The organism is Sneathiella sp. (assembly GCF_036844445.1).
Classification (GTDB): domain Bacteria; phylum Pseudomonadota; class Alphaproteobacteria; order Sneathiellales; family Sneathiellaceae; genus Sneathiella.
In genome coordinates this window covers 78,410-97,181 of record NZ_DAIUFV010000002.1, presented here as the reverse complement: position 1 = coordinate 97,181, position 18,772 = coordinate 78,410, and the positions used below count along the sequence as shown (strand labels likewise).

The following is an 18,772-nucleotide window of genomic DNA, read 5'->3' as shown; positions in this document are numbered from 1 at the left end:
ATCGGCGGCAAGGGGAGGGAGCCATGATGAGATCCGGTATCGCCGAAAAGGGAGATAATCGCCGCATTCACGCGCTGCTCGCCGAATATGGCGAGAGCCACCGGAACGCGACCAACAAGCTGATCCACTGGATTGCCGTGCCGGCCATCTTCTGGACCATCGTCGCGCTGCTCTGGGCCGCGCCGGTGCCGGACGCCTTCGCGGCGGTGCCCTATCTCAACTGGGCGACGCTCGCGCTTCTCCTCACCGTCATCTATTATTTCGCGCTCTCCTGGCCGCTCGCCATCGGCATGGTGCTGTTCACGCTGCTCTGCTTCGCGCTGATCGAGGCCTATCTCGCGGCGCCGCTCTTCGGCCTGCCGCTCTGGCAGTTTGCCATCGGCGTTTTTGTGATTGCGTGGATTTTCCAGTTTATCGGTCACAAGATCGAAGGGAAAAAGCCGTCCTTTTTCAAGGATGTGCAGTTCCTGCTGATCGGGCCGGCGTGGCTGATGAGCTTTATCTACCGCAAACTCGGCCTGCCGGTCTAAGCGCCGGTCAATCCGCTTCCACCGTCTGGAAGCGGCGCGCCTCAAAGACTTTCAGCACCTGCGCGAGGCTTTTGCCGCGCTTCAGCACGCGGCCGTTCTGGGCGAGGACCGCATAGGCGCCCTGCTTGGCGGCAAGGCGCGGCTCCTTATAGATACGAAAAAGCGGCCGGTCGGTCGTGCGATGAAAGATGGCGAAGATGCAGGCGTTTTTCGTTTCGCCAATGGCATAGTCGCGCCATTCCGCCGTAGCGACCATGCGGCCATAGACCTGCAGGATCTGGCCGAGTTCCGTCCGGTTGAAAAAGATATTCGGTTGTTGCGCCCCCGGTCCGCTCCGATTGGTGGACCGGGCCAGGTAGTGATCGTCGAAGCTGACAACTTCGTTCAAGACATTCTCCCGCAATACCCTTGAGGTCATTGTCGGTCACCCGGCTATTTTCGTCAAGTATTGAGAAAATCACCGGCCCGACTTATGTTTAGGAAGGGCCGGCCGCTGCCGGCTCGCGGGGCGCGGAAAAGGATTAAGAGATGAGTAAAAAAATCACGAAAACCGACGCGGAATGGCGGGCGCAGCTCTCGCCCGAGGAATATGCGATCACCCGCAGGAAAGGCACCGAGCGCCCGTTCACCGGCCGCTACTACCATAACAAGGAAACCGGAACCTATCACTGCGTCTGCTGCGGCGAGCCGCTTTTCTCCTCCGAGACGAAGTATGAATCGGGCTCCGGCTGGCCGAGCTTCTGGGAGCCGATCGATCCCGACAAGATCGGCGAAGTGGAGGACAACAGCCATTTCATGCAGCGGATCGAAGCGGTCTGCAAGAAGTGCGATGCGCATCTTGGCCATGTTTTTCCCGACGGGCCGGAGCCGACGGGCTTGCGGTACTGCCTGAATTCGGCCTCGCTCGATTTTCGCAAAAAACCTTCCGGCTCCTGAGCGAGAGGTTACCCATGACAACGGACAGCAATGCGCCGCCGCTCACCATCCGGGCCGTGGATGCGCCGCCGCGCGTGAAACCCTCGAACTATCCCGAGCCCTTTTTCAGTCGCATGGGGCGGCGGGTGAAGCATCCGCTCGGCGATCTCTTCGGGCTCAGGAATTTCGGCGTCAACCTCACGCGCCTTGCGCCCGGCGGCGAATCCGCGCTCCTGCACCGCCATACAAAGCAGGATGAGTTCATCTATATCCTTGAGGGGACGCCGACGCTGGTGACCGACAGCGGCGAGGCGCTGATGCAGCCCGGCGACTGCGCGGGCTTCCCGGCCGGGGGCGCGGCGCATCAGCTCGTCAACCGCACGGACGCGGATGTGGTCTATCTCGAGATTGGCGATCGCAGCCCGGGCGATGCGGGAAGCTACCCCGCGGATGATCTGAAGGCCGTTCTCGGGCCGGACGGGCAGTGGCAGTTCACGCATAAAGACGGCCGGCCCTACTAGGGCCGCGTCAGACCGGCGGCGCCTTCGCCATCACCTCGGCCGAGAAGTGGCAGGCCGCGATATGCGCATCGCCAACCGGCGCGAGCGGCGGCTTGATCTCGCGGCAGACGCTCTGCACCATCGGGCAGCGGTCCTGGAACGGGCAGCCGATGCGCCGCTCCGTCTGGCCGGTGACGTTGCCGGCGAGTTTGATGCGGTCGCGCTTCTTGCCGCGCCCGGGCTTGGGGACGGCATCGAGCAGGATGCGCGTATAGGGATGCGCCGGGCTTTTGAACATATCCTCCGTCCGGCCGCGCTCGACGATCTCGCCAAGATACATCACCGCCACCTCGTCGCAGAGATATTCGACAACGGCGAGGTCGTGGCTGATGAACATATAGGTGACGCCCCACTTCTGCTGCAGGTCCTTCATCAGGTTGAGCACCTGCGCCTGCACCGAGACATCGAGCGCCGAGACCGGCTCGTCGGCGACGATCAGCTCCGGGTGGGTGATGAGCGCGCGGGCGATGGCGATGCGCTGGCGCTGCCCGCCGGAAAACTCATGCGGGTATTTGTCCACGTCATGCGGCTTCAGCCCGACCGAGACCAGCACGTCGCGGACCCGCTCCTCCTTCTCCTTTTTCGAGAGACGCCCGAGCGCGGCCAGCGGCTCGGCGACGATGCGGCCGATATTGTGATGCGGATCGAGCGAGCCGTAAGGGTCCTGAAACACCATCTGGAAATGCCGGCGGAGCGGGCGGAGACGGTCGAAGCCGAGGCCGACAACCTCCTTGCCGAGAATTTTGACCGAGCCTGAATTGGTCTCCTCGAGCGCCATGACATTGCGCGCCAGCGTCGATTTTCCGCAGCCGCTCTCGCCGACGATGCCGAAGCTCTTGCCCTTGTATATTTCAAACGACACGCCGTTCAGCGCATAAACGAAGCCCGGCTCGCGCATCAGGCTCTCGCGCGGCAGGCGGTAGTGGCGCACCAGGTCGTGCACCTCCAGCACCGGAATGTCGCGGCTCTCATCGCTCATGAAAAAAGCTCCTCGGTCTTGCGCCGCCGTGCTTCCTCGCGGTGGTGACAGGCGACCATATGCCCCGCTTCAACTTCCACCGGCGGCGGCGGCACGTCGCGGCAGAGCTCGGTCGCAAGCGGGCAGCGGTCGGTAAAGGTGCAGCCGACCGGCAGGTTGATCAGATCGGGCACGGTGCCGGGAATGGTGACAAGGCGCGCGCTCCGGGCGCGGCCGAGCTTCGGCATGGCGGCGAACAGCCCCTGCGTATAGGGATGCACCAGCTCATCGAAAATCCGCTCCGTGCGGCCCATCTCGACGGCTGCGCCGCCATACATGACAAGGATGTTGTCGGTATTCTCCGAGATCACGCCAAGATCGTGGGAGATGAGGATGAGCGCCATCCCCTCCTCCTGCACGAGGGTCTGGATAAGCTCGAGGATCTGGTCCTGAATGGTCACATCGAGCGCGGTCGTCGGCTCGTCGGCGATCAGGATATCGGGCTTGCAGGAGAGCGCGATGGCAATCATCACGCGCTGGCGCTGGCCGCCCGAAAGCTGGTGCGGATAGGCGTCGATGCGCCGCTCCGGATTGGGGATGCCGACGCGATCGAGAAGGCGCAGCGTCTCGGCCCGCGCATCCGCATCCGACATGCCAAGATGCAGCTTCAGCGGCTCCATGATCTGCCGGCCGATGGTATGCACCGGGTTCAGCGAGGTCATCGGCTCCTGGAAGATCATGGCGAGGCGGTTGCCGCGGACGCGGCACATCTCGGCCTCCGTCTTCTGCAGGAGGTCCTCGCCATCCAGCAGGATCTGCCCCTCCGTCCGGCTCATCTCCGGCAGCAGGCCCATCAGCGCAAGCGCCGTCATCGACTTGCCGCAGCCGCTCTCGCCGACGATGCCGAGCGTCTCGCCCTTGCCGAGCTTGAAGCTGAGGTGACGCACCGCCCGCGCCGGCCCGTCATTGGTCGAGAGGATGATGCTCAGATCCTTGACATGCAAAAGGCTCATCAGCGTTTCCTCGAAAGGCGCGGATCCAGAACGTCGCGCAGGCCATCGCCGAGCAGGTTGAGGCCGAACACCGCAATGGCGATGGCAAGGCCGGGATAGACGGCGAGCATCGGTTTCAGGAACATCAGCTTCTGCGCCTCGTTCAGCATCCGCCCCCATGAGGGTTCCGGTGGCTGCGTGCCGAGCCCGAGATAGGAGAGCGCAGCCTCGGCGAGGATTGCGATGGCGAAAAGGATGGTCGCCTGCACGATGATGATCGAAAGGATATTCGGCAAAATATGCTCAAAGGTGATGCGAAGCCGCCCCTTGCCGGCGGCGCGCGCCGCCATGACGAATTCGCGCGCCCAGATGGCGTTGGCCGAGCCGCGCGTCAGGCGGGCAAAAACGGGAATGTTGTAAATGCCGATGGCGATGATCGAATTGACGCCGCCCGGGCCGAAAATCGCCGTCAGCATGATCGCCGAGAGGATCGCCGGAAAGGCAAAGGAGAAATCCGAGAGGCGCATGATCAGCTCTTCCGTCCAGCCGCGCCGGGCGGAGGCAAGGAGGCCGAGGCTGACACCGGCGAAAAGCCCCATCGAGACCGCGACGAGGGCGACGATGATGGAATTCTGCGTCCCCGTCATCAGCATCGAGACGATGTCGCGGCCGAACTGGTCGGTGCCGAGCCAATGCTGCGAGGACGGCGGCAGGAAGCGGTTGGCGATGACGATGTCATAGGCCGATCCCGGCGTCCAGAACAGCGAGATGAGCGCGTTCAGCAACAGAAAGGCGGTCAGCAGGCCGCCAACCACAAAGCTGCGGCTTTTCCGGCAGCGCCGAAGAAACGACTTGAAACGGGAATCACTCATATGTCATGTGCCTTCAATCTTGGATCAATGACGGCATAGAGGACATCGACAACGAAATTGACGATAATGATCATGGCGGCGAGCAGCAGCACCACATTTTCCACCACGATCGTATCGCGGTTGTTGATCGCCTTGAGGACGAGCGTGCCAAGCCCGGGCAGGCGGAAGACGTTTTCCACCACTACCGTGCCGGTCAGCAGCGCGGCGAACTGGATGCCGGTGATGGTCATCACCGGGATGAGGGCGTTGCGAAGGACATGCCGCCACAGCGTCGCGCGCTGGCTGAGTCCCTTGGCGCGGGCGGTGCGGACATAATCCTCGCGAAAGACTTCCAGCACCGAGGAGCGGGTGATTCTGGCGAGGATGGCGCCGACCACGGTCGCAAGCGCGACGGAGGGCAGGATCATCGCCCGGATATTCGGCCAGATGCCCTCGCTCCAGCCCGGAAAGCCGCCCGAGGGCAGCCAGCGGAGCTCGATCGCAAACAGGATGATCAGGAGGATCGCCAGCCAGAAATTCGGCACCGAGATGCCAAGCTGGCTGATCCCCATCAGCGTGACGTCGCCCAGTTTGTTATGGTTGGCGGCGGCGTAAAGGCCAATTACCAGCGCGAGAATGATGCTGAGGGTGATGGCGAGGAAGGCAAGCGGCACGGTGACGAGAAGCGCGCCTTCGATCAGCTCCCAGACGGGCACCTTATAGGCGTAGCTGTTGCCAAGCTCGCCCTGCAGCAGGCCCGATATCCAGGCCCAGTAGCGCTCAACGGGCGGGCGGTCGAGGCCAAGCTGGGTGGTCAGTGCCTGCACCGCCTCGGGCGAGGCATCGACGCCAAGGATAACCAGCGCCGGGTCTCCGGGCAGAATTTCCATGACGATGAAAATAACGATGGAAGCGCCGATCAGGGTCGCAATCAGCGTCATAACACGTTTGGCTATAAAAACACTCATATGGTTCTTTACGCACCCTCATCATGACGCGCATCGCGGGTTGATTTACCTGTCCGCCAGAAAGGTATCGTCAGTTTTATGAAGGGTCAATCACGTATCGGCCTGCGGGTGCCGCAAATGTGCCACATTGTCGCATCTTTCTGATAATACTTGTCGGCGGGACGGGCGCAGTCTATCCATGGCAGTTTGTATGTGAAAAGCCCGATATATCGGACGGATAGGCAATGAATAAGGTTTTTACTGTTCTCATCGTTGTGTTTCTGCTCGCGGGCGCGGCCGCAATCGGCCTCTGGATGGCCGGGGCGCTGCCGACGCCGGGCAAAGAGGGCGGCAGCAGATCAACCCTCGTTGTCGGCGTGCCGCAGATCGGCGGCTCCTTCTCCCTGCTCAACCATGAGGGAGTGCGAGTGACGGATGAGGATTACAAGGGCAAGCTCGCGCTCGTCTTTTTCGGCTTCACCCATTGCCCGGATGTCTGCCCGACGGAACTGCAGACAATCTCGGTCGCGATGGAGGCGCTAGGCGAGGATGCGGCGGAGGTTGTGCCGCTCTTTATCACGGTTGATCCCGAGCGCGACACGGTGCCGCTGATGGCCGAGTTTGTGGAAGCCTTCCACCCCTCCGTCGTCGGCCTCACGGGCACGCCCGAAGAGATCGGCGAGGTGATGAAGAAATACCGCGTCTATGCGCAAAAGCGCGATGAGCAGGATAAGGAATATTATCTCGTCGATCACAGCGCCTACACCTATCTGATGGGGCGCGACGGGGAGTTGATCACGGTCTTTTCCTTTGGCGTCACGCCGGAGGAGATGACACGCAAAATTCGCGAAAATCTATAAAGTAACAGGTTAAGGAGGAGAGAATGAAAATTGTGAAGCGCCTGTCTGCCGCCCTGACGATGGGTGTGCTGGCGGTGATGCTGGTCGCTGGACCTTCGGTTGCCCATTCGCCGGCAAAGCAGGGAATCACGGTCAGCGATGCGTGGTCGCGGGAGCGGCCGGCCAGCATCAAGATGGGCGGCGCCTTTGTCGCGATCCATAACAACGGGACTGAGGCCGATATGCTCGTCGCCGCCTCCAGCCCGGTTGCCGAGAAGGTGGAAATTCATAACGTCGCCGAGAAAGACGGCGTGATGAAGATGTTCGAGGTTGAGGGCGTCGAAATTCCCGCCGGCGCGAAGATCGAGATGAAGCCGGGCGGATATCACATTATGTTGATGGGCCTGAAAGAGACGCTGGAAAAAGGCAAAAGCTTTCCGCTGACGCTCGAATTTGCCCATGCCGGCAAGATCGAGGTGACGGTCGAGATCAAAGAAGCGGGCGCCATGGGGGCGGCAGGCGACTGCGAGGGGCACGGTGACAGCGATGGTCACAGCCACGACCACAACCACGACCACAAGGACGGCGAGAGCGCCGGTCATACGCACAAACATTGAGACGCCGCACCGCACGCATCAAAAAGGGACCGCTTTGGGTCCCTTTTTTTTTATGCGCCGGTATCTCTGCCGTGACGCGTATCAGAAGCGGGCCGTCGCCTCGACCGCGAGCTCGCCGTTCGGGCCGCGCACCCAGACGGTGCAGCCATCCGCCCCGTCGGGCCGGCCGGCGAGCGTGAAGGGCGCGGTGTCAAAGATCGGGCTGAAGTTGCGGAAGTGGAATTCTTTCAAATCCCGCCCGCCCATCTTCTCAACCGCGAGCCGCATCAGCAGCGTGCCCTGCAGCGGCCCATGCACCACAAGCCCCGGATAGCCTTCCTCCTTCAGGCAGTAGTCGCGGTCGTAATGGATGCGGTGGCCGTTGAAGGTGAGCGCCGAATAGCGGAACAGCAGGACGGGATCGGGCGTCACCGTCGTCTCCCATGCCGCATCCGCCGGGGCGGGCTGCGGCTCTTTCTTCGCCCCGCCGTCGGCGCTTGCCGCCTCGCGGTAGACGATATCATGCTCCTCGGTGATGCAAAGGCCGGCCTCATTCTTCAGGAGATGCTCGACCGTGACAAAAACGAGGCTGCCGGTCCGCCCCGTCTTTTCCGTGACGTTTTTGATGGTGGAGATTTTCGTCGCCATCTCGCCGGCGCGAAGCGGTGCGTGAAAGGTCAGGCGCCCGCCCGCCCACATGCGGCGCGGCAGCGCGACGGGGGGGAGGAAATCGCCCTTCATGCCGTGGCCGTCAGCGGCGATGCGCGATTGCCGGTCGGTCGGCAGGAAATACATCCAGTGGCCGCCCGGCGGCACCACGTCCGAGGTCGGCCCCGCCTCGTCCATCAGGGCGGCGAAGCCGTTCAGCGACTGCTGGTGAATGCGTTCCGAGCGTGTTTCCTGTTTTCCGATCCAGTCTTCTATTTTTGTCATTCGCTAGTCTCTAGGTTTTTTTGCGTTGTTGATCTGATTAGCATATGTTCGTCTGGAATGGAGAATTTTTCCAGTCAGAGTATGCCATGCCGTCCACTGCCCGCGTCCAGAAACTCTCAATCATCCCGCTCGACGGATCCATGGATGTGGAGACGGCGGCGAAAACCGTCTTCGCCGGCTGCACGGCGCATCTCAATGTAAATTTCCACCGCTTCCGCGAGACGGGGGATGCGATGGCGCTGATGCAGATGCGCATCGGCATGCGGCGAATGCGGGTCGCGCTGCAAATCTTCCGCGCCGTCATTCCGAAAGGGGTGCGCAGCACCTTCAACCGCGAATGCCGCTATTTCGGCGATCTTTTGGGTGAGGCGCGCAACATGGACGTTTTTCTGAACGGCGTGCTGCGGCCGGATACGGAGAAGCCGGCATTCCGGAAGGTCTCGCGCGAGCTGCTCCGCGCCGGCGAGGCGACGCGGGCGCGCGAATATGACCTGATCACCCATGAGATTGCGGGCGGCCATTTCGAGCATTTCGCAAAGTCCTTCGACAAATGGCTGGCGAGCGACTGGTCGGACAAGCTTGGCCGCTCGGGGCGGGCGCTGCTCCGTGAGCCCATTGCGCCCTTCGCCCTCAAGGTGATCGAGGAGGGGAATATCGAGCTGCTCAATCGCGGTGCGGATGTCGGGGCGCTCTCGGTCGGCGAACTGCATGACCTTCGCAAATATGTGAAGCGATCGCGCTATCATTTACGCTTTTTTGCAAGCCTGTTCCGCGAGGACAAGATCGCCGAAGGTTTCGCCCTGCTGATCCCGATGCAGGATTATCTCGGCCTGATCAATGACGTGAAGGAAGGCATCGTCATTCTCGGCCGGCTGAGCGCGTCGATCCGCTCCGACTGCTTCGCCGAGACGCTGCGCTTCAACGCCCATGTCTATGCGGATGCGAGCGACCATGCGGCGGAAAATTACGCGGCCTTCCTCGCGCTCTGGCGCCGCTATGAGACATATACCCTCGGCGCGGATGATCTCCTGCCGCGGTCCTGAATCAGCCGCGCCGGAACGGCAGCAGCAGCATCCAGAGGAGGCTCTGGCGGCGGTTCTCCTGATAGGCGTCGAGGCCGATCGTCATACCCTCATGGCCCGCCTCCGGCGCGGCCCGATACGTACGGAACAGATAATCCCAGCAGGCGAGATTGAAGCCGAAATTGCTGTCATGCTCCGCCCGGATGACCGAATGATGGACGCGGTGCATGTCGGGCGTCACGATGATTTTGCGGATGATCCGGTCAAGCCGGGGCGGCAGGCCGGCATTGGCATGATTGAAGAGCGCGAGCGAGCTCAATATCACCTCGAACAGGATCACCGCGACCACGGGCGGCCCGAGCAGGAGCACAACGGCGAGCTTGATCAGCATCGATAGCGCAATCTCGACCGGGTGAAAGCGCACGCCGGTCGACAGGTCAAAATCGATATCGGCATGATGCATCTTGTGAAAGCGCCAGAACAGGCCGACGTGATGGAACATCACATGCTGCGCATAGATCACAAGGTCCTGCACGATGAGCGCGACAAGGAGGGCGAGCGGAAACGGGATATCGATGATGTTGAGAAGGCCCCAGCCGCGCTCCGCCGCGATCGCCGCGAGCCCGACGGCAAGCAGCGGGAACAGCAGGCGCAGCATTAGGGTATTGAGAAGAGTGATGGCGAAGTTATTGCTCCAGCGCCACAGCACGGAACTCCGCGCCGGCCGGCGGGGCGCGAGCGTCTGCCAGAGGCCGACCAGCACCGCGACCCCGATAAAGGCGCCGAGGCGGACTGCCGGCTCGTGAGCAGTGACTATCTCAAGCATCGTCCGATATTTTCTTCGCTAAAAGGCGGCAGGGGCGGCGCGGGGGCCAGCGCCCGCTTGCGCGCCGCTCCCGCCCCCGCGTGATAGCTAGCGCCCGCCTTGCGCTGCGGCAGCGTCGCCAATGGCGCCGTCATAGCCGATTTCGCGGGCGATCTCCTGAAGCAGCGGCAGGGCGCGATCGAAATCGGCGCGCTCCCCCCGTGCCGCAACGGCGAGGCGGCCCTCGGTCGCGGCCTGCTCGTCGCCAAGCGCCGGCGCGGCGAGCCAGTGAGCGCCTTTTTCGCGAACCGCGCGGGCGAATTTCGCCGTCGTGGCGTCCGAGGTCTGGCCGAGATCGACGATGAGGGTGCCGGGGGCGATATTGGCAAGGACGCCGTCCTTCCCCTCCATGAAGGCATCGATCAGCGCTTCCTTTGACAGCATCACGAAAATCACGCCGTTGCCGATATGCGCGCAGACTTCGCCCGGCGTCTTGTAAAGATGCGCCGCATCGCGCGCCATTTTATAGCGCAACGCCGGCGAGCGGCTGCTTGCATAAACGTCAGCGCCGCGCGCAATGAGCCGCCGCAACACCGGCCTCCCCACATCACCGAGGCCGAGAAAGCCGACGGATACCCCTGTTAGACTTGCCATCCATTTTCCTTATCTTTTGTTAGCTAAAGGAATATTAGCGGATAGCGGTTATTTGGCAAATTGTTAGTTAAGGAAGGCGCGCCGCCTCAGACCCGGACGTAGCGGACCGCCGCGCCGCGTTCGATCGCCGCCGCCGTCAGCCGGTCGACATCGAAGCCGTGGCGGAGAATTTCGAGGATGCGGAGCTCCTCCTGGCTGAGCTGCCCGTCCGAGACGGCAACATCGCAGGCGAGCGCATAGGCGGTGTCATAGACCTTCTTGGGCAGCACCGCGCGGATCTTGGCGATGATCTGGTCGAGCGCATGGTCGCCGTTCAGCATATCGACGCAGGCCGCTGCATCGCCCGGCAGATGTTCATCGTCATATCCGTTGAAGACCGGCAGGGTACGGACGATCTCGCCGATGGTGAACAGCTCCCGATCCGTCATTTCGCGGTCCGCCGCCGAGACGATCACCATGGTTGAAATGAGCGCGGTATGCAGATTAAGCGTCATACGACAGTATCTCCGGTCTGGTTAACGATCGGTCAAGGATATGGGCATCAGTCCCGTTTATCCAATGATATTTTTATCAGCGCCCGTTCTTTCTCGGCAATGAAGTTGCGGGTCATCGCAATCGCGTCCCGGAGGCCGAGGCGGTGGATTTCCACCTCGGGCGGGAAGGCGGAGGCGAGGCGGGAGGGGAGCATGCTGTCGAGCATCACGAACACGCCGAAATCGCTCTCGCGCCGCAGCAGCCGCCCGTAGGCCTGCTTCAGCTTGAAGCGGGTCAGCTTGTCATCATATTTGCTGCTGCCGAAGGCCTTTTTGCGGGCGCGGTGCTTGATATCGGGGCGCGGCCAGGGCGTGCGATCGAAAACGAGCAGGCGGAGCGAGCGGCCTGGCACGTCAACGCCGTCGCGCACCGCATCGGTGCCGAGCAGGATAGAGTTTTCCTCCTCGCGGAAAATATCGACGAGCGTCGCGGTATCGAGCGCATCCTGATGCTGCGCATAGACATCATATCCGGCCGCAGCGAGCGGCGCGCGGATATTCTCATGCACGGCGCGCAGGCGCCAGATCGCGGTGAAAAGCCCGAGCGCACCGCCGCCGCTGGCAAGAAACAGCTCGCGACAGGCGGCCGAGACTTCCTTCATATGATCGCGGCGCACGTCGGTCACGACAATCACGCGGGTCTGGTTCGCGAAATCGAAGGGGGAGGAGAAATGCGCGCGCCGCGGCGGCAGGATCAAATGATGCGCCCCCGTGCGCATATCCGCCGTCTGCCAGCTTTCCGCATCATCGTAGCTGTCGCGGAGCGTTGCCGAGGTGATGACCGCGCCGTGGGCGGATTTCAGCAGCGTCTCGGCAAAGGGCAGGGTCGGATCGATATGGCTGCGGTAGTAGCCGAGGTCAATCTCGCGCCCCGCGATGCGCTCGATGCCGAACCAGTCAACGAACCCCTCCGGCGTCGGCGCGGCGATCTCCTTCAGCATCGCTCGCCACGGCGCGATGCCCATGGCGACGCGCCGGGTCAGGCCCTGCACGGCGGCATCGATGCGAAGCCGCGTCGCGCTGTCGAGCTCTTCCGCCTCGCTGTCGAGCCGCTCCGCCAGCAGCCTGGCAAGCTGCGTCAGCGGCGCGGCAAGGCGGGCGAGCGCCGCCTCAAGTTTGCTCGCCGCCTCCGGCAGCCCCGGCACCGGATCCTCCGCGCCGCATTCGATGGAGTAAGGGCTGTCCGGCTGCTGGCAGCGGGCCAGCACCTGGGTGCGCAGATGAATGAGAAACTCCTCCATCGGGCCCTGGCCGCCGCCGCCGCGCACCCGCTCGCGCCAGCCCTCTCCCGGCAGTTTCCGCGCCGCCTGCATCGCCTCCTGCAGCGCCTCATATCCCGCCTCATCCTCGCCGAGCAGGTCGCTGATGCGGTTTTCAAGGCCGCGCATCCGGCTTTTGCGGCCCGTATCGCTGCCGGCGACCCAGCGGCGGAGCTCGGCCGTCTCAAACCCCGTGAGCTGTGCGGAGAAGGCGCTGTCCGCCGCATCGAAGAGATGATGCCCCTCATCAAAGACAAAGCGCTTGGGAAGGTTCGGATCATCGGGGCGCGCGGCGGCGTTGATCATGACAAGCGCATGGTTGGCGATGACGAGGTCGGCTTTGCGCGCTTTGCGCGCTGATTTTTCGATAAAGCATTTGCGGTAATGCGGGCAGGCGGAATAGATGCATTCGCCGCGCCGGTCGGCAAGCCGCGACGGGTTGGCGCGCCCGACAAGCCCGGCAAGCCAGCTTGGGAAATCGCCGCCCACCATATCCCCGTCGCGCGTCGCCGCCACCCAGCGGGCGACGAGGCCGAGGAAAATCTGATCCCCCCGCGCCGCCGCGCCGCCCTGCAACGCCTCCTCGAAATTGAGCAGGCAGAGATAATTCTCCCGCCCTTTGCGGACAACCGCCTTCTCCGCCTTCTCCCGCGGATCAAGATAGAGCCGGTCCAGCTCATTGTCGATCTGGCGCTGGAGATTTTTCGTGTAAGTCGAGATCCAGACGGCGGCGCCGTTCTTCTCCGCCCAGAGGCTCGCGGGCGCGATATAACCGAGCGTCTTGCCCGTGCCCGTGCCCGCCTCGGCGAGGACGAGATTGGGCGCCTCCACCTGATTGCGCGGCGCAAAGGCGTGCGACGCGGCGGCGGCGTAGTCGGACTGTTGCGGCCGGGCCTCGGAGCCGCGGCCCAGCATCTCCTTCAGCCGCTCGCGCGCCTCAAGCTCGCTGACGGCGATATCATCAGGCGGCGGCTCGGGGGCGTAATCGGGCCATTCTGCGAGATCGCGCCAGCTATCCATGCCACCGAAGCGCCCCGCCTCCGACGTAAAATCGCCAAGCGCCGCGAGAACGAACGGCCCCCAGTTCCAGCCCGCGGCGCTCATCGTTATGGCGATCGGCGCGGCTTTTCTTCTCTCTTTTGCGCTTAAACCGGTTAATGTCGATAAAAGGGAATTCGCCACCTCGAACAGCAGCAGCGTCTGCTCGTCCGGCGATGCAGGAATCGCGAGATCAAGCGCGCGCGCAATGCCGCGCACGGTCGGCAGGGCGGCGCGCGCCGGGTGGACGAAGGCGTAGAGCTCCAGAAGGTCGAAGGCCGGAAACGGATTGATCCCGAGCCGGCTGGCCGAGTTCAGGCGGTGGACCAGCAGCGGCGGCGCCTGCGCGGCGCGGATGGCGGTCTCCTCGAGCGAGGTCGCCAGCATCTCGCCGTCCGGCGTCAGCCAGTGGCCTTGCAGCGCCGACAACACCAGCACCGGGGCGTCGGGCAGCCTGATCTCGCCATTTGCGGCGCCTATGTCGCGTCTTCCGTTCATTATTTCCCGTTTACAGGCGAATCTTGCGCTGCCATCGTTGACGCCACCTGTTTGTGAGCCTACATTCCGCGCTTTCTATCGCACTAAATATCCAATGAGGCTACCCCATGTCACCGGACGCGGAAATCGCACTATCGAGCAACTCCTGGGCATTTGTCGAGGCAAAAAAGCTTGTCGACCGGTATGCGAAAGCCGCGCCCGCGAAAGGCTATGTGCTGTTCGAGACCGGTTATGGCCCCTCCGGCCTGCCGCATATCGGCACCTTCGGCGAGGTCGCGCGCACGACGATGGTGCGCAACGCCTTTCATCTCCTCTCCGATATCCCGACGCGGCTGATAGCCTTTTCCGATGATATGGACGGGCTTCGCAAGGTGCCGGACAATGTGCCGAACCAGGCGCTGCTCGCGGCCAATCTCAACAAGCCGCTGACCGAGGTGCCGGACCCCTTCGGCACGCATCCGAGCTTCGGCGCGCATAACAACGCGCGGCTTCAGGCCTTCCTCGACCAGTTCGGCTTCGAGTATGAATTCCGCTCGGCGACGGAATGCTACAAATCGGGGATGTTCGATGAGACGCTGCGGCTGGTCCTCACGCATTATGACGCCATCATCAATGTCATCCTGCCGACGCTCGGGGCGGAGCGGCAGGCGACCTATTCGCCCTTCCTGCCGATCTGCCCGCGCACCGGCGTCGTGCTGCAGGTGCCGGTGATCCGCCGCGACGAAGCCGCCGCCACCATCACCTACAATGATCCCGAAACCGGCGAAGAAGTGACCGTTCCCGTCACTGGCGGGCATTGCAAGCTGCAGTGGAAGGCCGACTGGGCGATGCGCTGGCATGCGCTCGATGTGGATTATGAAATGGCGGGCAAGGACCTCATCGACAGCGTGACCCTGTCGAGCAAGATTGTCCGCATCCTCGGCAAGCAGCCGCCGGAGGGGTTCAACTACGAACTCTTCCTCGATCAGGACGGCAAGAAGATTTCCAAATCCAAGGGCAACGGCCTTTCCATCGAGGAATGGCTGACTTACGCCTCGCCCGAGAGCCTGTCGCTTTACATGTATCAGAACCCGCGGAAGGCAAAGCGGCTGCATTTCGACGTGATCCCGAAGGCGGTCGATGAATATTTCTCGTTTTTGGAAAAATTCCCGGCGCAGGAGGCGAAGCAGCAATATGCCAACCCGGTCTGGCATATCCATAACGGCAATCCGCCGTCCGAAGGGCTGCCGATCACCTTCGGCATCCTGCTCAATCTCGCCGCTGTCGTAAATGCCGAGGAGCCGTCGGTACTCTGGGGCTTTATCTCGCGCTATGCGAAGGGCGCAACGCCCGAAAGCAATCCCGAGCTTGACAAGCTCGTTGGCTACGCCATCGCCTATTACCGCGATTTCGTGAAGCCGACGAAGCAGTATCGCCTGCCGACGGAGAAGGAGCGGGCGGCGCTTCTCCAGCTTGTGGATCTGCTGAAAGCGCTGCCCGATGGCGCCGATGCGACCGATATCCAGAATGAGGTCTTCAAGGTCGGCAACGAGAATGAGTTCGAGAACCTCCGTGACTGGTTCAAGGCGCTCTATGAGACGCTGCTCGGTCAGTCGCAGGGGCCGCGCATGGGCTCCTTCATCGCGCTTTACGGCGTCGAGGAGACTATCGCCCTGATCGAACGGGTGCTGGCGGGTGAGGATCTCGGCGCGGACTAATCCGCGCCGGCAGCTCAAAGCGGTAAGCCTAGAAAAGCTGGCTGTCGCGGGAGAAATCCATATACATCTTGCGCAGCTTTGCGGCGATGGGGCCGGGCTGCAATTCGCGCTCCTCGATGCGGGTCAGCGGCATGATCTTGCCATAGTTGCCGCTGTTGAAAATCTCGTCCGCGCCCATGACATCCTCGCGCGTCATGGCGATTTCCTCGACCTTGATCCCGGCTGCATCAGCGAGGCTTTTCACCCGCTCGCGCGTGATGCCGGCGAGGAAGCAGCCGTTCGCCGCCGGGGTCTGCGCGACGCCATCGCGGACGATCCAGAGGTTGGAGGTGGCAAACTCCGCGACATTGTCGTTGGCGTCCATCAGGATGGCATTGTCAAACCCGGCGTTTCGCGCGGCGGCAACGGCGCGCCCGGAATTGGGATAGAGGCAGGACGCCTTGGCGTCTGTCGGCGCCATATTTCGGGCCGGGCGGCGTTCCTTGGCGAAATGGGCGGAGAAGCCGCCCGCCTCCGGCATCGGGCTGTCATAGACGGCGAGGATAAACTCGGCGCTGTCGGCCTCCGCATCAATGAAGCCGCCGCGCGCAAAATACATCGGGCGAATGTAAAGCTCCGATTCTTTCGGCAGCTTGCGCACCGCTTCCTTGCAAAGCTCGATGACTTCGTCCGTCTCCAGCGTTGGCGTCAGGCCAAGCGCCCGGGCCGAGCGGCCGAGCCGGGCGCAGTGCCGGTCAAGGTCGGGCGCCATGCCCTGAAAGGCGCGCGCCCCGTCAAACACGGTGGAGGCCATCCAGAAGGCATGGTCCATCGGCCCGGTAATGCGCGGGCTCTCGTCATACCATTTGCCATCGTAGAAAAAAACGCCTGCCATGGTTGATCCTCCTCGTGATCAGATTCTCCTTCACCTGATCTCTAGCAGAGATTGCGCGGCGCGGGCAACCCCCGGCAGGCGTGCGCGCCATCACAGGGCGGGATTCTTCTTCTCAAAAGCGGTGCGATCCTGTAGGTATGCGGCAGCAGAATTACCGGGCAGGGACATGACGATTATCTATCATATGGCGGAGCGATCTGACTGGGAGCGGGCGGTGGAGCGCGGCAGCTACCCCGGGACAGCCAATGATATCGCCGATGGTTTCATTCATTTTTCAACCGCCGAAACGGTTGTCGAGAGCGCGGCGAAGCACCGCGCGGGCGCACCAAACCTGCTGCTGATCGCGATCGAGGCGGAGCGGCTCGGGGCGGCGCTGAAGTGGGAGCCGGCGCGCGGCGGCATCCTTTTCCCGCATCTTTACGGCGCGCTTGACCCCGCGCTTGTCCAGTCCGTGACGCCGCTGCCGCTCGGCCCGGACAACCGACATATTTTCCCGGAGCTTTAGACTTGGTGATGACACTTTACCGGATCGCCCGGCCGCTTCTGTTCTGTGTTGATGCGGAAAAGGCGCATGGCATCTCCCTCCAGGCGCTGAAGAATGGCCTGCTTCCTGCCGTTGGCAATGCGCCCGATCCGATCCTTGGCGTTGATCTTTTCGGCCTGCATTTCCCGAACCCGGTCGGCCTCGCCGCGGGCTATGACAAAAACGGCGAGGCGCTGGCCGGCCTCAAAGGGCTGGGCTTTGGCTTTCTTGAAGCGGGCAGCATCACGCCAAGGCCGCAAGCCGGCAATCCAAAGCCCCGCGTCTTTCGCCTTGTCGAGGATGCGGGCGTCATCAACCGGCTCGGCTTCAACAGCAAGGGGCTGGAGGTTGCCGCCGCAAATTTCGCCGCCCGCCCGCAAGGTATCATCGTCGGTGCCAACCTCGGCGCGAACAAGGAGAGCCCCGATCGCATCGCCGATTATGTGACGGGGATGCGACGGCTTGCCCCGCTCGCGAGTTACGTCACCGTCAATATCTCCTCGCCCAATACGCCCGGCCTTCGCGCGCTGCAGGGGCGGGCGGAGCTGGAAGAGCTGCTCGGCCGGCTGACGGAGACGCGCCGCGCGATGATCGCGGCGGGCACGGCGCCCTTTCCGATCTTCCTCAAAGTCGCACCCGATCTCACCCAGGCGGATATCGCCGATATTGCCGCCGTGGTGCGCGAACTGGGCATCGATGCGCTGATCTGCGGCAACACCACCATCACCCGGCCGACCTCGCTCCGCAGCGCCGCGAAGGGGGAGGCGGGCGGTCTCAGCGGCCAGCCGCTGAAGCCGATTGCGCTGCAAACGCTGAAAGAGCTTTACGTTGCGACAAAGGGCGAGATCCCGCTGATCGGCGCGGGCGGCATTCAGAATGCGGCGGACGCCTATGCGCGGATCCGCGCCGGCGCCTCGCTCATCCAGCTTTATAGCGCCATGGTCTATAAAGGCCCCTATCTCGCCGAGGAGATTGCGAGGGGCCTCGCCAAACGGCTTCGCGCCGACGGCTTTAATAGCGTTCGTGACGCCGTCGGCGTCGATACGCCGCTCGCTTAAAAGCTCGGCGGCGTGCAGGCGCTCACCACCACCACCTCTTCCTCGCCGATAGCGCGGAAGCGGTGCGGGCGGTGGCTTTCGAAATAATAGGCATCGCCGGCTTTCAGCACCTTGCGCTCGGTCCCGACGGTGACCTCCAGGCGGCCTTTTATCACGACGCCCGCCTCTTCGCCCTGATGCGAGAGCATGCTGCGCCCGGTGTCGGCCCCCGGCTGATAAACCTCATGCAGCACCTGCAGCGCCTTGCCCGTGAGATCCCGCCCGACCTGGCGATAGGAAATTTTCCCCTCCGCGAGGCGGGTCAGCTCGCCCTGCTCATAGAAAATCTTGTGCGGCGCGGGGAAGTCGCTTGCGAAAAACTCCGCAAGGCCGATGGGAAAGCCGTCGAGTACTTTTTTGAGCGAGCCGACCGCCGGGCTCGTCCGGTTCTGCTCGATCATCGAGATGGTGCCGTTGGTGACGCCCGCGCGTTTGGCAAGCTCGCGCTGCGACAGGCCATGCTGCTCGCGCAGGCTGCGCAGGCGCGCGCCGAGATCGAATTCCATCGCTGCCTTCCTTATGATTCGGATGCCTGTTCATTATTCTAAACATAAAAATCAGCGCCACCAAATAGAAAGGGCAGAAATCTCGCGATTAATTTTGCGCTTGTGTAAATTATCCATACAGCTAGGCTGTCTGAAACGCACCTTC

General features: G+C 62.7%; 21 protein-coding genes. 9 read left to right on the top strand and 12 right to left on the bottom strand.

Going from position 1 to position 18,772, the window contains the following annotated elements; all coding sequences use genetic code 11:
- The first annotated feature begins 23 nt into the window (after positions 1-23).
- Entirely contained in the window at positions 24-530 is a 507-nt protein-coding gene (locus V7Z56_RS03785) for an Mpo1 family 2-hydroxy fatty acid dioxygenase (RefSeq protein WP_334128022.1), read from the top strand.
- 7 nt (positions 531-537) lie between these two features.
- Here V7Z56_RS03785 and V7Z56_RS03780 read toward each other — a convergent pair whose 3' ends face one another.
- Positions 538-918: a DUF2794 domain-containing protein gene (locus V7Z56_RS03780; protein WP_334128021.1), complete on the bottom strand. Its 381-nt coding sequence runs from the start codon at positions 916-918 to the stop codon at positions 538-540.
- A 140-nt stretch (positions 919-1,058) separates the two neighbouring features.
- Here V7Z56_RS03780 and msrB point away from each other — a divergent pair, with 140 nt between their 5' ends.
- Positions 1,059-1,466 (top strand): peptide-methionine (R)-S-oxide reductase MsrB, encoded by a 408-nt coding sequence (gene msrB / locus V7Z56_RS03775; RefSeq protein WP_334128020.1) that lies wholly within the window; start codon positions 1,059-1,061, stop codon positions 1,464-1,466.
- Positions 1,467-1,480: 14 nt separating this feature from the next.
- Positions 1,481-1,966, top strand: a complete 486-nt coding sequence (locus V7Z56_RS03770) for a cupin domain-containing protein (RefSeq protein ID WP_334128019.1) — start codon at positions 1,481-1,483, stop codon at positions 1,964-1,966.
- A 7-nt stretch (positions 1,967-1,973) separates the two neighbouring features.
- On the opposite strand, the gene V7Z56_RS03765 is transcribed toward V7Z56_RS03770, so the two are convergent.
- Genes V7Z56_RS03765 through V7Z56_RS03750 form a run of 4 tightly spaced genes read right to left on the bottom strand, consistent with a single transcriptional unit; the run spans position 1,974 to position 5,774 of the window.
- On the bottom strand, positions 1,974-2,984 hold the full coding sequence (locus V7Z56_RS03765; protein WP_334128018.1) for an ABC transporter ATP-binding protein: 1,011 nt from the start codon (positions 2,982-2,984) through the stop codon (positions 1,974-1,976).
- Positions 2,981-3,976 (bottom strand): ABC transporter ATP-binding protein, encoded by a 996-nt coding sequence (locus V7Z56_RS03760; RefSeq protein WP_334128017.1) that lies wholly within the window; start codon positions 3,974-3,976, stop codon positions 2,981-2,983. Before V7Z56_RS03760 ends, V7Z56_RS03765 begins: the two co-directional genes overlap by 4 nt.
- The gene (locus V7Z56_RS03755) at positions 3,976-4,827 is read right to left on the bottom strand and encodes an ABC transporter permease (RefSeq protein ID WP_334128016.1); all 852 of its coding nucleotides are present in this window, start codon (positions 4,825-4,827) and stop codon (positions 3,976-3,978) included. The genes V7Z56_RS03760 and V7Z56_RS03755 overlap by 1 nt, the downstream gene beginning before the upstream one ends.
- A complete protein-coding gene (locus tag V7Z56_RS03750; protein WP_334128015.1) occupies positions 4,824-5,774 on the bottom strand; it encodes an ABC transporter permease in 951 nt (316 codons plus the stop codon). The genes V7Z56_RS03755 and V7Z56_RS03750 overlap by 4 nt, the downstream gene beginning before the upstream one ends.
- Before the next feature lie 224 nt (positions 5,775-5,998).
- Between V7Z56_RS03750 and V7Z56_RS03745 the strand changes: the two genes are divergently transcribed.
- Positions 5,999-6,613, top strand: coding sequence for an SCO family protein (locus V7Z56_RS03745; protein ID WP_334128014.1), 615 nt, complete (start codon positions 5,999-6,001; stop codon positions 6,611-6,613).
- A 23-nt stretch (positions 6,614-6,636) separates the two neighbouring features.
- Positions 6,637-7,209 carry a copper chaperone PCu(A)C gene (locus V7Z56_RS03740; RefSeq protein ID WP_334128013.1) on the top strand — a complete coding sequence of 191 codons (573 nt, stop codon included), beginning with the start codon at positions 6,637-6,639 and terminating at the stop codon, positions 7,207-7,209.
- A gap of 81 nt (positions 7,210-7,290) precedes the next feature.
- Here V7Z56_RS03740 and V7Z56_RS03735 read toward each other — a convergent pair whose 3' ends face one another.
- Positions 7,291-8,121 carry an FAS1-like dehydratase domain-containing protein gene (locus V7Z56_RS03735; RefSeq protein ID WP_334128012.1) on the bottom strand — a complete coding sequence of 277 codons (831 nt, stop codon included), beginning with the start codon at positions 8,119-8,121 and terminating at the stop codon, positions 7,291-7,293.
- An 86-nt stretch (positions 8,122-8,207) separates the two neighbouring features.
- Here V7Z56_RS03735 and V7Z56_RS03730 point away from each other — a divergent pair, with 86 nt between their 5' ends.
- Positions 8,208-9,164, top strand: a complete 957-nt coding sequence (locus V7Z56_RS03730; RefSeq protein ID WP_334128011.1) for a CHAD domain-containing protein — start codon at positions 8,208-8,210, stop codon at positions 9,162-9,164.
- Between the two features lies 1 nt (position 9,165).
- Here the strand turns inward: V7Z56_RS03730 and V7Z56_RS03725 are convergent, their stop codons facing one another.
- The 4 genes from V7Z56_RS03725 to V7Z56_RS03710 all read right to left on the bottom strand — a co-directional run bounded on the left by V7Z56_RS03725 (position 9,166) and on the right by V7Z56_RS03710 (position 13,930).
- Positions 9,166-9,969 (bottom strand): sterol desaturase family protein, encoded by an 804-nt coding sequence (locus tag V7Z56_RS03725; protein WP_334128010.1) that lies wholly within the window; start codon positions 9,967-9,969, stop codon positions 9,166-9,168.
- An 87-nt stretch (positions 9,970-10,056) separates the two neighbouring features.
- Positions 10,057-10,602 (bottom strand): NAD(P)-binding domain-containing protein, encoded by a 546-nt coding sequence (locus V7Z56_RS03720; protein ID WP_334128009.1) that lies wholly within the window; start codon positions 10,600-10,602, stop codon positions 10,057-10,059.
- An 86-nt stretch (positions 10,603-10,688) separates the two neighbouring features.
- Positions 10,689-11,096, bottom strand: coding sequence for a tellurite resistance TerB family protein (locus tag V7Z56_RS03715; RefSeq protein ID WP_334128008.1), 408 nt, complete (start codon positions 11,094-11,096; stop codon positions 10,689-10,691).
- A gap of 47 nt (positions 11,097-11,143) precedes the next feature.
- Positions 11,144-13,930, bottom strand: coding sequence for an ATP-dependent DNA helicase (locus V7Z56_RS03710; RefSeq protein ID WP_334128007.1), 2,787 nt, complete (start codon positions 13,928-13,930; stop codon positions 11,144-11,146).
- Positions 13,931-14,037: 107 nt separating this feature from the next.
- On the opposite strand from V7Z56_RS03710, the gene V7Z56_RS03705 reads away from it, so the two are divergent.
- Positions 14,038-15,627, top strand: a complete 1,590-nt coding sequence (locus V7Z56_RS03705; protein ID WP_334128006.1) for a lysine--tRNA ligase — start codon at positions 14,038-14,040, stop codon at positions 15,625-15,627.
- 28 nt (positions 15,628-15,655) lie between these two features.
- Here V7Z56_RS03705 and V7Z56_RS03700 read toward each other — a convergent pair whose 3' ends face one another.
- Positions 15,656-16,501 (bottom strand): branched-chain amino acid aminotransferase, encoded by an 846-nt coding sequence (locus V7Z56_RS03700; RefSeq protein WP_334128005.1) that lies wholly within the window; start codon positions 16,499-16,501, stop codon positions 15,656-15,658.
- A 166-nt stretch (positions 16,502-16,667) separates the two neighbouring features.
- On the opposite strand from V7Z56_RS03700, the gene V7Z56_RS03695 reads away from it, so the two are divergent.
- Both V7Z56_RS03695 and V7Z56_RS03690 read left to right on the top strand, forming a co-directional pair.
- On the top strand, positions 16,668-17,006 hold the full coding sequence (locus V7Z56_RS03695; protein ID WP_334128004.1) for a DUF952 domain-containing protein: 339 nt from the start codon (positions 16,668-16,670) through the stop codon (positions 17,004-17,006).
- Positions 17,007-17,011: 5 nt separating this feature from the next.
- On the top strand, positions 17,012-18,082 hold the full coding sequence (locus V7Z56_RS03690; RefSeq protein ID WP_443023754.1) for a quinone-dependent dihydroorotate dehydrogenase: 1,071 nt from the start codon (positions 17,012-17,014) through the stop codon (positions 18,080-18,082).
- Here V7Z56_RS03690 and V7Z56_RS03685 read toward each other — a convergent pair.
- A complete protein-coding gene (locus V7Z56_RS03685; protein WP_334128003.1) occupies positions 18,079-18,627 on the bottom strand; it encodes a cupin domain-containing protein in 549 nt (182 codons plus the stop codon). The two genes, V7Z56_RS03690 and V7Z56_RS03685, sit on opposite strands and share 4 nt — an antisense overlap.
- Positions 18,628-18,772 lie beyond the last annotated feature (145 nt).

What these genes read in the sequence shown, in the direction of transcription:
- V7Z56_RS03745 (WP_334128014.1), top strand. Translation starts at nt 5,999, where the DNA reads ATGAATAAGGTTTTTACTGTTCTCATCGTTGTGTTTCTGCTCGCGGGC.
- V7Z56_RS03735 (WP_334128012.1), bottom strand. Translation starts at nt 8,121, where the DNA reads ATGACAAAAATAGAAGACTGGATCGGAAAACAGGAAACACGCTCGGAA.
- V7Z56_RS03740 (WP_334128013.1), top strand. Translation starts at nt 6,637, where the DNA reads ATGAAAATTGTGAAGCGCCTGTCTGCCGCCCTGACGATGGGTGTGCTG.
- V7Z56_RS03770 (WP_334128019.1), top strand. Translation starts at nt 1,481, where the DNA reads ATGACAACGGACAGCAATGCGCCGCCGCTCACCATCCGGGCCGTGGAT.
- V7Z56_RS03720 (WP_334128009.1), bottom strand. Translation starts at nt 10,602, where the DNA reads ATGGCAAGTCTAACAGGGGTATCCGTCGGCTTTCTCGGCCTCGGTGAT.
- V7Z56_RS03705 (WP_334128006.1), top strand. Translation starts at nt 14,038, where the DNA reads ATGTCACCGGACGCGGAAATCGCACTATCGAGCAACTCCTGGGCATTT.
- msrB (WP_334128020.1), top strand. Translation starts at nt 1,059, where the DNA reads ATGAGTAAAAAAATCACGAAAACCGACGCGGAATGGCGGGCGCAGCTC.
- V7Z56_RS03750 (WP_334128015.1), bottom strand. Translation starts at nt 5,774, where the DNA reads ATGAGTGTTTTTATAGCCAAACGTGTTATGACGCTGATTGCGACCCTG.
- V7Z56_RS03685 (WP_334128003.1), bottom strand. Translation starts at nt 18,627, where the DNA reads ATGGAATTCGATCTCGGCGCGCGCCTGCGCAGCCTGCGCGAGCAGCAT.
- V7Z56_RS03695 (WP_334128004.1), top strand. Translation starts at nt 16,668, where the DNA reads ATGACGATTATCTATCATATGGCGGAGCGATCTGACTGGGAGCGGGCG.
- V7Z56_RS03730 (WP_334128011.1), top strand. Translation starts at nt 8,208, where the DNA reads ATGCCGTCCACTGCCCGCGTCCAGAAACTCTCAATCATCCCGCTCGAC.
- V7Z56_RS03715 (WP_334128008.1), bottom strand. Translation starts at nt 11,096, where the DNA reads ATGACGCTTAATCTGCATACCGCGCTCATTTCAACCATGGTGATCGTC.
- V7Z56_RS03755 (WP_334128016.1), bottom strand. Translation starts at nt 4,827, where the DNA reads ATGAGTGATTCCCGTTTCAAGTCGTTTCTTCGGCGCTGCCGGAAAAGC.
- V7Z56_RS03785 (WP_334128022.1), top strand. Translation starts at nt 24, where the DNA reads ATGATGAGATCCGGTATCGCCGAAAAGGGAGATAATCGCCGCATTCAC.
- V7Z56_RS03710 (WP_334128007.1), bottom strand. Translation starts at nt 13,930, where the DNA reads ATGAACGGAAGACGCGACATAGGCGCCGCAAATGGCGAGATCAGGCTG.
- V7Z56_RS03765 (WP_334128018.1), bottom strand. Translation starts at nt 2,984, where the DNA reads ATGAGCGATGAGAGCCGCGACATTCCGGTGCTGGAGGTGCACGACCTG.
- V7Z56_RS03760 (WP_334128017.1), bottom strand. Translation starts at nt 3,976, where the DNA reads ATGAGCCTTTTGCATGTCAAGGATCTGAGCATCATCCTCTCGACCAAT.
- V7Z56_RS03700 (WP_334128005.1), bottom strand. Translation starts at nt 16,501, where the DNA reads ATGGCAGGCGTTTTTTTCTACGATGGCAAATGGTATGACGAGAGCCCG.
- V7Z56_RS03725 (WP_334128010.1), bottom strand. Translation starts at nt 9,969, where the DNA reads ATGCTTGAGATAGTCACTGCTCACGAGCCGGCAGTCCGCCTCGGCGCC.